This is a genomic window from Rhodanobacter sp. UC4452_H20 (genome assembly GCF_052978205.1).
This window is the reverse complement of sequence record NZ_CM129662.1, coordinates 2205423-2220099: the sequence shown is the minus strand read 5'-3', so window position 1 is coordinate 2220099 and position 14677 is coordinate 2205423. Positions and strand designations below refer to the sequence as shown.

Genomic DNA, 14677 nt, shown 5'->3' with positions numbered 1-14677 from the left:
GGTCGCGGTCGGATCAAGGCGGGCTGGTGCGGTAGTGGTGCGCCAGCAGCAGCGCGATGGCGCACGAGGCGAGCCGCGAGCGGCGCGAATCGGAGCGGCTGGTGAGCACTATCGGCACGCGCGCGCCCAGCACGATGCCGGCGCTGTCGGCATGGCCCATGTATTCCAGCTGCTTGGCCAGCATGTTGCCGCTTTCCAGATCGGGCACCACCAGAATGTCGGCCTGCCCGGCCACGGCTGAGACGATGCCCTTGACGCGCGCGGATTCGGGCGAGACCGCGTTGTCGAACGCCAGCGGCCCGTCCAGCAGGCCACCGGTGATCTGGCCGCGGTCGGCCATCTTGCACAGCGCCGCCGCATCCAGCGTGGACGGCATGCGCGGGTTGACGGTTTCCACGGCGGCCAGGATCGCCACCTTCGGCTCGGCCACGCCGAGGACGTGGGCGAGGTCGATCGCGTTGCGCACGATGTCGGCCTTGTCCTCCAGCGTCGGCGCGATGTTGATGGCCGCGTCGGTGATGATGAACGGGCGCGGATAGGCGGCCGTCTCCATCACGAAGCAGTGGGTGATGCGCCGCTTGGTGCGCAGCCCGGCGGCGGTCGGAACGATCGCGGCCATCAGTTCGTCCGAATGCAGGCTGCCTTTCATCAGCGCATCCACCTCGCCGCGGCAGGCCATCGCCGCGGCTTCGGCCGCGGCGGCGTGGCTGTGCGGCACGTCGATGCACTGGATGCCGTCCAGGTCGATCCCGGCTGCCGCGGCAGCGGCCTGCAGCCTGGCGCGCGGGGCGACCAGCACCGGCCGGATGATGCCGGCATCGCGCGCGTCGATCGCGCCGGCGAGGCTGAGTGCGTCGCAGGGATGGACGACCGCCATGCGCACCGGCTCCATCGCCTGCACGTGGGCAATCAGGCGTTCGACCCCGCGCAGCACGGGTTGCGCCGACGGCGCATGAACGGTGCTGGCAGGCTGGCTGCGGCTCATGGTGTGTCCCTGGGTTTTGGCGTCGACGATCGGCTTGCGGCACCGATGCATGGACGCTAGCTGAAGAGGCGCGGCGCGCGCAAACCGGCCTGGACCGGCGATTCAGTGCGCGAGAAACAGCGGCAGGCTCGCGTTCCTGAGCATCCAGCGCGTGACGCCGCCCATCGCCAGCTCGCTGAGGCGCGAGCGGCCCCAGGCGCCCATCACCAGCAGGTCGGCATCGAATGCCCGGGCGGCGGCCAGCAGCGCGGGGCCTTCGTCGTGTTCGGCCGGGAACGGCTGCCATTGGGCCTCGATGCCGTGGCGCGCGAACCAGCCGCGCAGCGGCAGCGGCGGCGGACTGATGCCGGGCAGGCCGCCACGCTCGCCATCGAGCACCCGCACGACGGACGCCTGTGCCAGCAGCGGCAGCGCAGCCTTCACCGCCTGCGCGGCTTCGCCGGAGCCGTTCCATGCGATGACGATGCGCCGGGCCTGCAGCGTGTCGCCGCCGATGTCGGGCATCAGCAGCATCGGCGAGGCGCGGGCGAACAGCGCGCGCGTGACATCGTCGACACCGGGCGCGGCATCCGGATCGCTGACCTTCAGTTCGCCGATCATGAAATCGGCCAGCCGCGAGCGCTTGCCCAGCGCCTGCCCGGAGATGCCGCGCATCACCTCCCATTCGCCCTCGACGCCCGCGCTTCGGCACTGCTGCAGCCACCAGTCGCGTCGGGCCAGCGCCGCCTGTTCCTCGGCGGCCAGCACGTCGATCACGTCCGGTATCGCCATCAGCGAAGGGCACACCGCGACCACCTGCAGCCCGGTGACGAAGGCGCTTTGGCGCTTGGCCAGCGCCAGCGCCGCACCCGGCCACGACGGGTTGTCCGAGGTCCCGCCGACGTTGACGATGATGTCCAGCACGATCTCTCCCGCACCGGCCGTGATGGCCGGGCACGCTGGCATGCTCTGGCCGATGGCGCCGCGCGGTTTTGACCGTGGTCAAACCCCGGCACGAAAGCGGCGTGACCGGGCCGGCGGCGCGCCGCGGGACCCGACGGCCTACGCCATGTCGATGTCGCCGCCGCAAAGTTCGTCGAGCAGGTCGCGGCGCAGGATCTGCACCGACTTGCGATTCACCGAGAGGATGCCGGCCGATTCCATCTTGCCGAACAGCCGGCTGACCGTCTCCAGCGCCAGCCCGAGATAGTTGGCGATGTCCTCGCGCGACATCGGCAGGATCAGCGCCAGCGGGTCGCGCGACAGGCGCGCATAGCGGTCGGACATGCGCCGGATGAAGAACGCCAGCCGCCGCTGCGCCTGCTGCTTGCCCATCAGCACCAGGTGGCTCTGCTCGTTGACCAGCGCGCCGCTGATCACCCGCATCAGCTGGTGGTTCAGCGCCGGCAGGTTGGCGGTGGCCTCCTGCAACTGGGCGTAGCGTAGTTCGCACACGCTGGAGCGTTCCAGCGTCTGGGCGGTGCACGGGTAGTGCTCGTTGATGAGGCCGCCGATGCCCATGATGTCGCCGGGCAGGTGGAAACCGAGGATCTGCACGTCGCCTTCGGAACCTTCCACGAAGGTCTTAAGCGCGCCGGCACGCACCACGTACAACGCGCTGAACTTGCGCCCCTGCGGGAACAGCGTCTGCCCGCGATCGAGCGGCAGCATGTCGTGCGCGGAGGCGTTGAGCGTGTGCAGGTCGCCCGCGCTGAGTCCCACCGGCAGCTGGAAATCGTGGATCGCGCAGTAGCCGCAGTTGCGCCTGAGCTCGTCAAGATCGAGATCTGATGTCATGCCGTTCGACGCCCTCGCTGCCTTCAATGGCTCATCCGCCGGCACACGTGGCAGCAGGATCGAACCTGCCGTGCGTCCATCGACGGGTGGCTCAGATTAACCCTTCTGCCGTCGGGCGGGCGCATCGCCCTCATTCGCATTCGGGCCGCGCCGCGATCGCCATGCCGTCGTCCGCGTCGACCAGCAGCTGCCGGTGGATGCGCTCCAGTTCGCGCAGCAGGCTTTCGCGCGCTTCGGCGGCGTACGGATTTTCGCGCTGGATCGCGCCGAACAGGTGGCCGGCATCGCCGCGCACCGCCTCCAGCATGCGCTGCAGGCCCTGGAACGACGGCGGCGCCATCGGCATGGCCTCGTCCACGCCCATGTCGATCAGCCCCTTGGCGATGAAGAACGCCAGGGCGTGCGTGCCGGCCATGGCGCGGTCGTGGCTTGCCGGGTCCTGCACGATGACCTCGCAGTCCAGCGCGCGGAACAGTTCGCCGGCGCGCGCGGCAGCTTGCGGGTGCGCCGCGGCGGGGCACAGCACCACGCGGCGCGGGTGGTCGCCACGGGCCAGGCTGATCGGACCGAACAGGGGATGCGTGCCGAGGTGCGGGATGTCCATGCCGAGCAGCTCGTCCATCAGCGCGCAGGGATGCAGCTTGACGCTGCCCACGTCAAACACGGTCTGCCCGGCGTGCAGCAACGGGCGCAATGCCAGCAGCGCGGCGCGCAGCTGCGGCACCGGCATGGCCAGCACGATCCAGCTGGCGTCGGCAGTTGCGGCGACCAGCGAGGGCGCCGCCAGCTCCGCCGGCACCGTCGCCTGCGGGTCGAACACCTGCACCGGATGGCCGGCCTGCAGCAGCAGTTCGACGAAGGCCTTGCCGAAGCGGCCGTAGCCGAGCACGGCCACGCGCGGCAGCGCGGCGCTCACGGCGGCGCGACCGTCGTCGCCAGCAGGCGGCGCACGCGCCGGCCGAGGAAATCGAAATAGCGGTCGATGTAGCTGATGCCGTTCTCGTGGTCGATCAGGAACGGGTTCATCAGCGTATGGCGCAGGATCAGCAGGCGGTCGTCGTCGGCCACGAAGCTGGCCGGGTCCAGCCCGAGTGCGGCGAAGATGCGCGCGGTCTGCGCCGTGCCGAGCATGTCCGCGCGCAGGCTGGTCACCGAGCCGAAGAACTCCTTGGTCTGCAGTGGCTGGCGCGGATCGCAGCGCAGTTCGTCGTGCAGCGCGCGCACGAAGGAGTTGGCCGTCGCCACCGACGTGTTGCCGCGCGGGTTGAGCGCGAGGCAGACCAGGTTGCTGTCCGGCGCGAACGGCACCAGCGCGTGCACGCCGTCGGCCAGCTCCAGCGCGAAGCGCTGCGCACGCGCGTGGAAGGTCTCGGCGGCGCGCACGGTGGCACGCGGCAGGGCGCCGAAGTGGGCATGGTCCAGCGGCAGCACCTTGTGCGTCACGTACACCGCGGCCGCCGCGGCGCCGGATTTGGAACCTTCCGGGATGAACTGGCCGAGGCTGCGGTAACGCGCCAGGTAATCCTTCGGCGTGCCGCCGTGGAATACGTAATCCGCGCGCTCGGCCAGCAGCGCCATCGCGCGGTGGTCGCGGCAGACGAAGGCACCCGAGCCGTAGGGCAGGTAGCCGAGCTTGTGCGGGTCGACGGTGGCCGAGTCGGTATCGCCCAGCGCGGCGAAGGCGGCGTGCACTGCCGGCGTGGGGAACTGCACGTAGTCGGCGGCCACTTCATCGCGTGCGCGCAACGAGCCGTCCTCGTGGCGGAACACGGTGGCTAGGTAGCCGCCCCAGGCGGCGTCGACGTGCACGGCGAAGTCCAGCCCGCGCCCGCGTGACGCCTGCCGTGCGGCCAGCACGGCGTCGATCGGGTCGATGGTGCCGTACTCGGTGCCGCCGAGCACGGCCACGCACATCAGCACACTCTGGCGTTCGCGCGCACAGCGTTCCAGCGTGTCGCACAAGGCGGCGCCGTCCAGCCGCATGCCGTCGGTGGGCAGCAGTTCGAGCTGGTCGCGGCCGAGGCCGAGCAGCTTCAGCCCCTTGCTCCACGAGTAGTGCGCGGTGACCGGCGCCAGCACCAGCGGGACCTTCAGCTGCACATGCGCGGCGAAGAAGCCGACCAGGCCGCGCTGTTCGATGCGCTCGCGCTCGACGCGCCGCAGCCAGCGCGAACGTTCGGCCGGCGTCTGCGCGGCGAGCCAGGCTTGCCACGCCGTCAGCAAGGCGATGCTGTCGGCCTGGGTGAGGTTGAAGGCGCTCCAGTCGTCCGTCGGCAGGTCGAGATCCGGCACCTGCGCCGCGCGCAGCGCCACCGGGAATGCCTTCAGCGCCAGCGCCAGGCGCAGCGCCTGGTAGTTGGCCAGGGTGCCGCCGGAGGTGAGATGGCCGAACGCGCAGGCGTCCTGCGCCGGATCGTGCGGGTAGCCGAGCATGCGCGCCAGCTGCAGGCCGGCCTGCACCTCCATGTCGACGGTGACCGGGGCGGCGTCCTCGCTGACGTTGTTGGGGTTGTACGGCAGCGTCAGCATCTGCGCGGCCAGCCCCGGCAGCAGCAGGTCGCTGGCCATGTGCCCGATGTAGCGCGGGCTGTGGAACGGCACCGACTTCTTCAGCGCGGCGGAGAGCTGGTGCAGCTCGCGGCGCATGCGCGATTCGAAGGCGAGGTAGTCCGGGTGGTGCGCGGCGCCGGTGCCGATCGCCGGCGGATCTTCGGGGTGGAAATTGCGCCGCCAGTACACGTGGTCGCGCAGGAACTCCACCAGCATCTTCTCCAGCAGCGTGTCGTTCTCGCCGTAGGGGCCGAGGAAGCACGCGTCCAGCGTGTGGTCGCGCGAGACGTCGTGGTTGAACGGCTGGGCCGCGCTCATGCCAGCCATCCGTGCAGCCAGCCCAGCGGGTGGTGCATGCGCGCGACGCCGAGCATCCAGGTATAGGTGGCCAATGCAGCCACGTAGAAGATCATTCGGGCGCGCGGCGCATGCACGCGCTTCATCGCCAGCATGGCCAGCGCAACGTAGGCAAGCAGCAGGATCAGCTTGACCGTGAGCCAGCCGTTGGCGAACAGCGCACCGGGCAGGATCGATACCAGCATCAGCGCGGCGGTCAGCAAGACGGTGTCGATGGTGTAGCTGAGCAGGCGCAACGGCGCGCCCTGCGCCACGCCGGCCAGCCGCGTCTGTGCCATCAGCCCGCGCAGCGCGAACAGGCCGCCGCTGAGCAGCACGCAGAGGATGTGGACGGCCTTGATCTGGGGGTAGAACTCGATCATTTCGGCGCCGGGATTCGTGATTCGGGACTTGGACAAGCATCAGGGCGCGCCATGTGGCGCGCCCTGATGTGGGTCATGCGCTCTCGGACGCTGCGTCCGGCAGCGGCGTGGCGGCGACCCGTCGTTTCGGCCACAGCCACAGCGAGGCGACGAAGCCGGCGATCAGCATGGCGCCGATGGCGAACACGGTGTCGCCGGGCACGCGCATCCACACCAGCAGGTGGATCAGCGGACGGTCCATGAACTCGGCCGAGCGGGCGAACCAGTAGCCGTGCTCCAGCACCGCCTTCAGTTGCAGGATGCCCAGCGGCAGCAGGGTCAGCACGGCCATCAGGCCCAGGCCGAGGTTGAGTGTCCAGAACGAACCCTTCAGCCAGCCCTCGCGCCATTCGGCCTGCGGCTTGATGCCGCGCAGGCAGAACAGCATCAGGCCCATGCCGAGCATGCCGTAGACGCCGAACAGCGCGGTGTGGCCGTGCGCGGCGGTGAGGTTGAGGCCCTGCATGAAGTACAGCGCGATCGGCGTGTTGACCAGGAAACCGAGCAGGCCGGCGCCGACCAGGTTCCAGAAGCTCACCGCCACGAAGAACATGATCGGCCAGCGGTAGCGCGCCATCCACGGCGCGGCGTGCTGCTTCTTCCAGGTGTCCCAGGCTTCCAGCCCGATCAGTGCCAGCGGCACCACTTCCAGCGCCGAGAAGCTGGCGCCGAGCGCGATCACCGCCGTGGTGGTGCCGCTGAAGTACAGGTGGTGCAGCGTGCCCAGCACGCCGCCGGCCATGAACACGATGGTGGCGAACAGCACGCTGGTGGTCGCCGTGCCCACGCGCAACAGGCCGAGGCGCACGAACAGGTAGCTGATCACCGCGGTGGCGAACACCTCGAAGAAGCCTTCCACCCACAGGTGCACCACCCACCAGCGCCAGTACTCCACCATCGCGATGTGGGTGTGTTCGCCCCACATCAGGCCGGCGCCGTAGAGCAGGCCGATCGCCACGGTGGAGAGAAACAGCAGGCCCACGATGGAGGCGCCTTCCTTGCCGCCGCGCATCGCCGGCCACAGCGCGCGGCCGACCAGGAACAGCCACAGCATCAGGCCGATGAACAGGAAGATCTGCCAGAAGCGGCCGAGGTCGACGTATTCCCAGCCCTGGTGGCCGAACCAGAAGTTCTTCGACAGGTCCATCTTGTCCATCACCGCCATCCACTGGCCGGCAAACGAGCCGACCACGATGACCAGCAGGCACACCCACAGGAAGTTCACCCCGAGCCGCTGGTATTTCGGCTCGTGGCCGGAGATCAGCGGCGCGATGTACAGGCCGGTGGCCAGCCACGCGGTGGCGATCCACAGCACGGCCAGTTCGGTATGCCAGGTGCGGGTGAGGGCGTAGGGCAGGTAATTCGCCAGCGCGAAACCGTAGGCCTGCTGGCCTTCCACCTGGTAGTGCGCGGTGGTGGCGCCGAGCAGGATCTGCACCAGGAACAGGCCGATCACCGTCCAGAAATACTTGGCGGTGGCCTTCATCGACGGCGTGGGTTTCAACTCGGTGAGCGGATCGCGCGCGGGGATCGGCGGCAGCGGCTCATGGCTCACCTGGCGCGCGTGGTGCCAGCCGAGCAGGCCGATGCCGAGGATCAGGAACAGCACGCTGAAAACCGACCACATGAAGTTGGCCGCGGTCGGCGTGTTGCCGGCCAGCGTGTCGTGCGGCCAGTTCTGCGTGTAGCTGATGGCGCTGCCCGGGCGTTCGGCCGCGGTGGCCCAGCTGGCCCACCAGAAGAACGCGGTGACTGCGCGGCGCTGGTCAAGCTCGGCGATGGTGTTGTCGCGCATCGCGTAGGTTTCGCGCAGCTTGGCGGTGGCCGGGTCGTTGCTGAACAGGCTCATGTAATGCGCGCCGACCACCAGCATCGCCTGCGCGCGCAGCGGGGAGACGTAGATGGTGCCCTTGGCCGGGTCCCAGGTGTTGGTGCGCAGCTCGCGCTGCACGCGCGAGCGCAGTGCGGCCTGTTGCGGCGCGTCGAGTTCGGCGTAGGAGCCGGCGCCTTCGTCGCGCGCCAGCAATTCCAGCATGGCCACGCCTTCGCGGTGCAGCCAGTCGGCGCTCCAGTCCGGCGCGAGCAGCGCGCCGTGGCCCCAGATCGAGCCCAGCTGCTGGCCGCCGATGCGCTGCCAGACCTGCTTGCCCAGCTCGATGTCGTCGCCGGTGAACAGGGTCTCGTTGCCGCTGGTGACCACCGCCTGCGGCAGTGGCGGTGCGTACTGGTGCACCTGGTCACCCACCCACAACAGCACGCCAAACGAGGCGATCAGCAAGGCCGCCAACCCCAGCCAGAGTTTTCGAGTACTGCTCATTGCGCGACTCCCTGAAAGATGCGCGCATGCTCATTGACGGCTGCCGGATCGCTCTTGATGCAGGTCAAGCGGTCCAGCGCTCGCCGTGCGCGAATTGTCGCGGCCGGCGCCCGGGCGCGTGGCATCATCGGCACGACGCATGACGCGGAGGGATGGCACACAGCAATGAACGAACGACCCGGATCGAAGGACGCCCGTTTTCCGCTGCTGCTGCTGGCCGCCTTCCTGGTCGTGGCGGTAGCGCTTGCCATCGCGCCGCACTATCGCCAGGACTGGTTGCTGGAGAACCTGCTGGTGATGCTGGCGTTGCCGGCGCTGGTGCTGGGGTTCCGCCGGCTGCGCTTTTCCGATGCCAGCTACGCGGCGCTGTTCGTGTTCCTCGTGCTGCACGAGATCGGCGCCCACTACACCTATGCCGAAGTGCCGTGGGATCGCTGGTTTGCCGCGCTGTCCGGCTTCTCGCTGCACGACGCGTTGGGCTTGTCGCGCAATCCCTTCGACCGTGCCATCCATTTCGCCTACGGCCTGCTGCTGACGCCGGCGGTGGTGGAACTGGTCGCTGCGCGCACGGTGTCGCCGGGCGCGTGGCGCTGGATCGTGCCGGTCAGCATGGTCACCGCCAGCTCCGCCTTGTTCGAGCTGTTCGAATGGGCTGCCGCGGTGTGGTTCGGCGGCGACCTGGGCGTCGCCTACCTCGGCACCCAGGGCGATCCGTGGGATGCGCAGCAGGACATGCTCCTCGCCCTGCTGGGCAGTGTCGTCACCGTGGTCGTGCTGGCGGTCGTGAGCGAGCATCGCCGCCGGCGGGCCGCTGCATCCGCCAACCAATAGCGCCTGCGCCGCTGCGGCGGCACGTCGGCTAGTGCTGCATCAGCACCGGGATGGTGGCTTCCTCCAGCACGCGCCGGGTGGCGCCGCCGAACACGCGTTCACGCATGCGCGAATGGCCGTAGGCACCCATCACCAGCAGGTCGGCGTCGATGTTGCCGGCTTCCTGCAGCAGGATTTCCCCGGCCATCGCCGAGGAGGCGCGGACGTAGCTGGGCCGGGGCGTGATGCCGTGACGCAGCAGGTAGACGAACGGGTCGAAGCGCGGATACGCATCGTCGCCGTTGCCCAGGTCGCCGTCGACCAGGGTCACCTGTTTCGCCACCTTGAGGAACGGCAGCGCGGCGTGGATTGCGCGGATCGCCTCGGTGCTGCCGTTGCAGGCGATCACGATGCGCTCGAAGGGGATCTCCCGCCGCCATTGCGGAGGCAGGACCAGGCACGGCACGCCGCAGGACAGGATCGCTTCGCCGAGAATGTCGAGCAGGCTCGATGCGTGCACCATGTCGCGCTCGATCACCGCCAGGTCGTGCCGTGCGCCGAGCCGGCGCAAGGTGGATGCGATGTCGGTCCGGGCGATGACCCAGTCGGCGTTGCGCAAGCCGGACTGGCGTGCAAAGGCTGCGAAGGCGGCGTGCTCGTCGGCGGATTCGATGCGCGGTTCGAGCAGCAGGCCGAGCACGGTGGGCTCGCTGCCGGCTTTGCCGCCGGTGGGTTTGCGCAGCGCCGGGTCGATGAAGCATCCGGTCAGGTTGGCCTCCCAGCGCAAGGCGATGGCGATGGCGGCGACGGCAGCCGGGCTCCACGGCTCGGTCGCGGTCACCAGCGCGAGGATGTCGCCCGGGCGCGTCGTGCGCGGTATTTGTTCGGTGCTTGTCATGGCGATGCGGCCCGGGTTCGGCGTCGTTCAAAGATCCAGGGTGTGGATCACCTGCGTGGCGTCGTCCGGGTCGATCCGGCGCTGGAAGCCGAGGTAGCCGGCCAGTTCGCGCATCGGTTCGTTCTCCGCGGCATCGATCGAGAACATGGTGTGGAACCCGTTCTTGCGCGCGATGTCGATCAGGCGCCGCATCAACAGCACGGCGAGGCCGCGCTGGCGCCAGTCGTCGGCCACGGTCACCGCGCATTCGCACTGCTTCTCGTCGCCGCTGGCGCCGTAGCGGCTGACGCCGACCATGCGCAGTTCGCCGTTGTCGTGGGCGAGCGCGACGAAGGCCATGCGGCTGCGCTGGTCGACATCCATCAGCTGGTCGAGCAGGGCCGGGCTGGCTTCCTTCAATTTGCCCAGGAAGCGGAAGCGGCAAGCCTGTTCCGACAGGCGCTTGATGAAAGCCGTTTCGCGTTGGCGATCCTCCGGGCGCAGCGGGCGGATCAGCACCGGGCTGCCGTCGTTCAGGGTCTCGATCCAGTGGGTGCCTTCGATGGCGCCGAACGGCGTGGCGGAAGCAGTGTGGTGGTCGGCGGAACGGATCTCGGACATGGGCGGTTCCCGATGGTGCAACGTGATGCTCATTCGTGCCGGATGGACGGCCACTCGGCGCAGCCTTGCCGGATCAGTTCTACGCCGGGTCGTGCGGGTCCGAGTTGACCGCGGTCAATTTGGACAGGCGCGCGGACATGCGGCAATCGGCCGCTGCCGTGGCGCTTTTCGTGCGCATTTGACCGGGATCAAACCACGCTGACGCCGTTCATCGCAGGCTGCGGGCATGGGCCGGATCGAGGCCGCCGAAACACCACCTGCGGAGATCGCCGTGAACTGGAAAAACACCACCGACCGTTACGGCTCACTGTCGATCGGCATGCACTGGCTGATGCTGCTGTTGCTCGTTGCCGTGTACGCCTGCATCGAGCTGCGCGAGTTCTACCCGCGCGGCAGCGACCTGCGCGACGGACTGAAAACCTGGCACTTCATGCTGGGCCTGAGCGTGCTCGCGCTGGTCTTCGTGCGGCTGGCGATCCGCCTGGTGTCGGGCCCGATCCCGCCGATCCGGCCGGCACCGCCGGTGTGGCAGGAGCGCCTGGCCGCGCTGATGCACCTGGCGCTGTACGCCTTCCTGATCGCGATGCCGCTGCTCGGCTGGCTCACCCTCAGCGCTTCGGGCAAGCCGATCCCGTTCTTCGGACTGCAGCTGCCGGCGCTGGTGGGTGCGGACAAGGCACTTGCCGATTCGCTGAAGGAGATCCACGAAACCATCGGCACGATCGGCTACTACCTGGTCGGCCTGCACGCGGCGGCGGCGCTGGTCCACCACTACGTGAATCGCGACGACACCTTGCGGCGCATGCTGCCGCGGCATGGCCGACAACTCTCGTAAGCTCGCCGCATGAAGAAAGGCCGCCGGGTTGCCGGCGGCCTTTCGTTTGCGGCTGCATGCCGTCGGGTGACGGACTCAGCTTTGCGCCGGCAGTACCCGCAGCAGCGGCGAGATGGCCGGTGCGCCGGCCCGCGCTTCCAGCGAGGCGATGAAGCGCCACACGAACAGCAGGGTGACCAGCAGCAGGCCCGGATAACCCACGCCGGCCAGCACGTAGGGCAGGGTGGGGTCGCCCGCCACGCGCACGTGCGGCAGGTTGAAGCTGAGCAGGCCGAGCGTGATGATCGTGCCGAACAGCCACATCAGCAGCAGCCAGATGCCGGCTTCGAATCCGGTCAGTGGTCGCCGCCAGCCGGTGGCCGGGTGCGGGGTCGTTTCGGCGTCGACGGCAGCCTGCGGACGCATGCGCCGGCCCAGGGTGAACAGGTCGTACGCCAGCACGCCGGCGCCGGTGCTCAGCACCAGGCCGAACAGCGGCAGCATGACCTTGTAGGTGCCCATGGCGCGGTTGACGTCGCCGCCGAACCAGTCCAGCCCCAGGATGCGATAGACATAGACCTGCACCGTGCCGCCGATGGCGAACGCGAACGCCATGCCCAGCACGCCGGTGAACACCAGCCAGAAACCGAGCTTGCCCAGGCGCGGATCGAACTGCGGCACCTTGCGCAGGATCGGCGTGGCGTAATACGCCGCGGCGATGCCGAGCATGCCGAAGGTGCCGAACAGCGCCAGGTGCGCGTGCCCGGCGGTGACCCAGGTGCCGTGCGACCACACGTTGGTCAGCGCGAAGGTCATCACGAAGCCGAGGATGCCGGCGCCGACCAGCTCCAGCACGGTCGAGCCGAGCAGGAAGTAGAACGCCGGCGCGTTTTCCAGCGGCCGCCTGTTGGTGTGCGCGTCCAGGTAGATGTGCCAGAAACAGAACACCAGCGGCAGCGGCTCCAGCGCGCTGAACAGCGAGCCCCAGAACTGCCAGAACTCCGGCGTGCCGATCCAGAAGTAGTGGTGCGCGTTGCCGATCAGCCCGGACAGCCACACCAGCGCGATGCCCCAGAACACGGCGAAGCCCACCGACTTCACGTCGGCCTTGAACATCAGCACCAGGAAGTAGCCGATCAGGCTGATGTGGATCACTTCCCACACGCCTTCCACCCAGTAATGCACCACGAACCAGCGGAAGTACTCCTGCAGGTCCAGCCGCGCCACGTAGAACAGGCCGAACACCCACACCACCGCCAGCGCGCCGACGCCCAGGCCCAGGCCCCAGTGCACCTCGTTCCATTCGCGCACGCGCGGGAACGTGCGCAGCACCACGAAGGCCAGGATCAGGAAGCCGACCAAGATCAGCAGGCCGGCGATGCGCCCGGCTTCGAGATACTCCAGCCCCTGCTGCAGCCACGGTTGCCCCAGCCACCAGCCGGCGATGCCGCGCTCGGCCAGGAACTGGGTGAAAAAGTTCCAGATCACGATGCCGATGACCGCGTAGAACAGGAACTTGACCAGCCACGGCGCCACCAGCTCGCGCTTCGCCAGCAGTGGCGCCACGAACAGGATCGCGCCGATGAAGCCGCAGACGATCCACATGATGCCGAGGTTGAGATGCTCGGCGCGGGCGACGTTGAAGTTGAGCCAGCCTTGCAGGATGGTCGGGTCGACCTGCTGCGCGGCCAGGATCATGCCGTAGATCACCTGCACCACGAACAGCACCAGCATCAGCATGAAAAAGCGCAGGCTCAGGCGTTGGGTCTGGTATTCGGTCTGCATCACTGCTTCTCCAGCGTGTGGAGGTAGGCCACGATGGCGTTGACTTCTTCGGTCTTGAGCAGGGTGTCGTAGGCCGGCATCACGCCCGGCGGATAACCGGCCACGATCTTCGCGTTCGGCTGGCGGATCGACTCGGCCAGGTAGGCGTCGTCGGCGGTGACCTTGCTGCCGTCGGCCAGGCTCACGCTGGATTCGTACAGGCCGCCCCAGCCCGGCCCCACCAGTCGCTTGTCGTCGCTGGCGTGGCAGGCCACGCAGCCGTAGTCCTTGACCAGTTGCGCGCCGAGCGCGGCGGGATCGCTGGCCGCTGCCGGCTTCGCCGCCGCGGCGGGCGCGGCCTGCGCCAGTGCGACGGTGCCGTGCGCCAACTGCAGGCGGCGATCCAGCGTGCCGGCCTCGACCTTCGGCGGCCAGCCCTCGGTGTTCATCGCCGAGGTGTACTTGAGGTAGGCGATCAGCTGGCCGATCTCGTCCTTGCTCAGCGGCAGGTTCGGCATCAGCGTGGTGCCGCCGCCGCGTCGCTGGATGCGGGCTGCCGCGCCGGGATACTTCTGCAGGTAGGCGTCGATGGTGTCGGTGCCGGTGCCGGCGTGCTGGTTCGGATCAAGCAGCTGGGCGCGCACTGCCGCCTCGGTCGGCCAGCCGCCGGCCGAGGGCAGGAACGCCGCCAGCCACGCCGGTCCGGCGTGCTTGTACACCTCGGTGAGGTCCGGCCCAAGATAGGCGCCGTTGCCGACCATGGTGTGGCAGCCCATGCAGTTGTAGGCCTGGAACACGCGCTTGCCGTCGTTGGCCTGGTACGGGCCGAAGCTCACCGTGTCGGGGGTGGCCTGCCCGCGCGAGGGCAGGAAGGAGAACACCGACAAGGCGATGAAGATCAGCGCCATGAGGCCCAGCAAAACCAGCGCGGCGCGGCGCCGCGGTTTTTCGCAACTGCTGTCACCCGATCCGCAGCTCATGGCCGGCTCCCCTTGTCGTCGACGGAAGGCGGCGTGGCCTGGGTGTCGTGCAGGAACAGGATGCGCAGGCTGCCGATGAACATGCAGAACACCCACACCGCCAGCACGAAGCCGACGGCGAAGTAGATCCACCACGCGAGGTGCGATTCGGCCCAATACTCGAAATCGCGCCAGAAAGGCCAGGACAACCAGAACGCTGCCACGCAGGCCAGCACCGAAAGCACGAGATCCGAAGCCCGCTGCGACATGCGATTCTCCCCTGGACTGTAAGTGAGCCTTGCCGGGAAACGCCGTGCACCGCGCGTCCCTCCCCCCGAGGAATCCGCGTCAGTCGCGCCGACTATAGGAACGGCATCCGGCGGCGCCTCTGATCCAGGTCAAGCAAAGTGGCCTTTGCCCGCCGCGTCACCCATCGCCGTGTGCGG

The 14677-nt window shown here is 68.7% G+C and carries 14 protein-coding genes; 2 read left to right on the top strand and 12 right to left on the bottom strand.

The window, feature by feature from the left end; genetic code table 11:
- Positions 1–13: 13 nt before the first annotated feature.
- The 7 genes from ACVCMC_RS10470 to ACVCMC_RS10440 form a co-directional block, all read right to left on the bottom strand.
- On the bottom strand, positions 14–985 hold the full coding sequence (locus tag ACVCMC_RS10470) for a bifunctional enoyl-CoA hydratase/phosphate acetyltransferase (protein ID WP_447097224.1): 972 nt from the start codon (positions 983–985) through the stop codon (positions 14–16).
- Positions 986–1087: 102 nt separating this feature from the next.
- Positions 1088–1888 (bottom strand): universal stress protein, encoded by an 801-nt coding sequence (locus ACVCMC_RS10465; RefSeq protein WP_447097223.1) that lies wholly within the window; start codon positions 1886–1888, stop codon positions 1088–1090.
- Between the two features lie 138 nt (positions 1889–2026).
- Entirely contained in the window at positions 2027–2761 is a 735-nt protein-coding gene (locus ACVCMC_RS10460; protein WP_447097222.1) for a cyclic nucleotide-binding domain-containing protein, read from the bottom strand.
- Positions 2762–2891: 130 nt separating this feature from the next.
- A complete protein-coding gene (locus ACVCMC_RS10455; protein ID WP_447097221.1) occupies positions 2892–3677 on the bottom strand; it encodes a prephenate dehydrogenase/arogenate dehydrogenase family protein in 786 nt (261 codons plus the stop codon).
- Positions 3674–5629, bottom strand: a complete 1956-nt coding sequence (locus ACVCMC_RS10450; protein WP_447097220.1) for a pyridoxal phosphate-dependent decarboxylase family protein — start codon at positions 5627–5629, stop codon at positions 3674–3676. Before ACVCMC_RS10450 ends, ACVCMC_RS10455 begins: the two co-directional genes overlap by 4 nt.
- Positions 5626–6030, bottom strand: coding sequence for a SirB2 family protein (locus tag ACVCMC_RS10445; RefSeq protein WP_447097219.1), 405 nt, complete (start codon positions 6028–6030; stop codon positions 5626–5628). Before ACVCMC_RS10445 ends, ACVCMC_RS10450 begins: the two co-directional genes overlap by 4 nt.
- A gap of 73 nt (positions 6031–6103) precedes the next feature.
- A complete protein-coding gene (locus ACVCMC_RS10440) occupies positions 6104–8386 on the bottom strand; it encodes a nitric-oxide reductase large subunit (protein WP_447097218.1) in 2283 nt (760 codons plus the stop codon).
- 165 nt (positions 8387–8551) lie between these two features.
- Between ACVCMC_RS10440 and ACVCMC_RS10435 the strand changes: the two genes are divergently transcribed.
- Positions 8552–9217 carry a DUF2238 domain-containing protein gene (locus ACVCMC_RS10435; RefSeq protein WP_447097217.1) on the top strand — a complete coding sequence of 222 codons (666 nt, stop codon included), beginning with the start codon at positions 8552–8554 and terminating at the stop codon, positions 9215–9217.
- A gap of 28 nt (positions 9218–9245) precedes the next feature.
- Here the strand turns inward: ACVCMC_RS10435 and ACVCMC_RS10430 are convergent, their stop codons facing one another.
- Both ACVCMC_RS10430 and ACVCMC_RS10425 read right to left on the bottom strand, forming a co-directional pair.
- Positions 9246–10094, bottom strand: coding sequence for a universal stress protein (locus ACVCMC_RS10430; protein WP_447097216.1), 849 nt, complete (start codon positions 10092–10094; stop codon positions 9246–9248).
- Between the two features lie 27 nt (positions 10095–10121).
- Positions 10122–10694: an N-acetyltransferase family protein gene (locus ACVCMC_RS10425; protein ID WP_447097215.1), complete on the bottom strand. Its 573-nt coding sequence runs from the start codon at positions 10692–10694 to the stop codon at positions 10122–10124.
- Positions 10695–10965: 271 nt separating this feature from the next.
- Here ACVCMC_RS10425 and ACVCMC_RS10420 point away from each other — a divergent pair, with 271 nt between their 5' ends.
- The gene (locus ACVCMC_RS10420; protein WP_447099486.1) at positions 10966–11529 is read left to right on the top strand and encodes a cytochrome b; all 564 of its coding nucleotides are present in this window, start codon (positions 10966–10968) and stop codon (positions 11527–11529) included.
- A 75-nt stretch (positions 11530–11604) separates the two neighbouring features.
- On the opposite strand, the gene ACVCMC_RS10415 is transcribed toward ACVCMC_RS10420, so the two are convergent.
- From ACVCMC_RS10415 to ACVCMC_RS10405, 3 genes are read right to left on the bottom strand one after another with little or no spacing between them, the layout of a single operon-like run.
- On the bottom strand, positions 11605–13293 hold the full coding sequence (locus ACVCMC_RS10415; protein WP_447097214.1) for a cbb3-type cytochrome c oxidase subunit I: 1689 nt from the start codon (positions 13291–13293) through the stop codon (positions 11605–11607).
- Complete coding sequence (locus tag ACVCMC_RS10410; protein ID WP_447097213.1) at positions 13293–14252, bottom strand: c-type cytochrome; 960 nt, start codon at positions 14250–14252, stop codon at positions 13293–13295. Before ACVCMC_RS10410 ends, ACVCMC_RS10415 begins: the two co-directional genes overlap by 1 nt.
- Positions 14249–14500: a hypothetical protein gene (locus tag ACVCMC_RS10405; RefSeq protein ID WP_395116422.1), complete on the bottom strand. Its 252-nt coding sequence runs from the start codon at positions 14498–14500 to the stop codon at positions 14249–14251. Before ACVCMC_RS10405 ends, ACVCMC_RS10410 begins: the two co-directional genes overlap by 4 nt.
- Between the last annotated feature and the right edge of the window lie 177 nt (positions 14501–14677).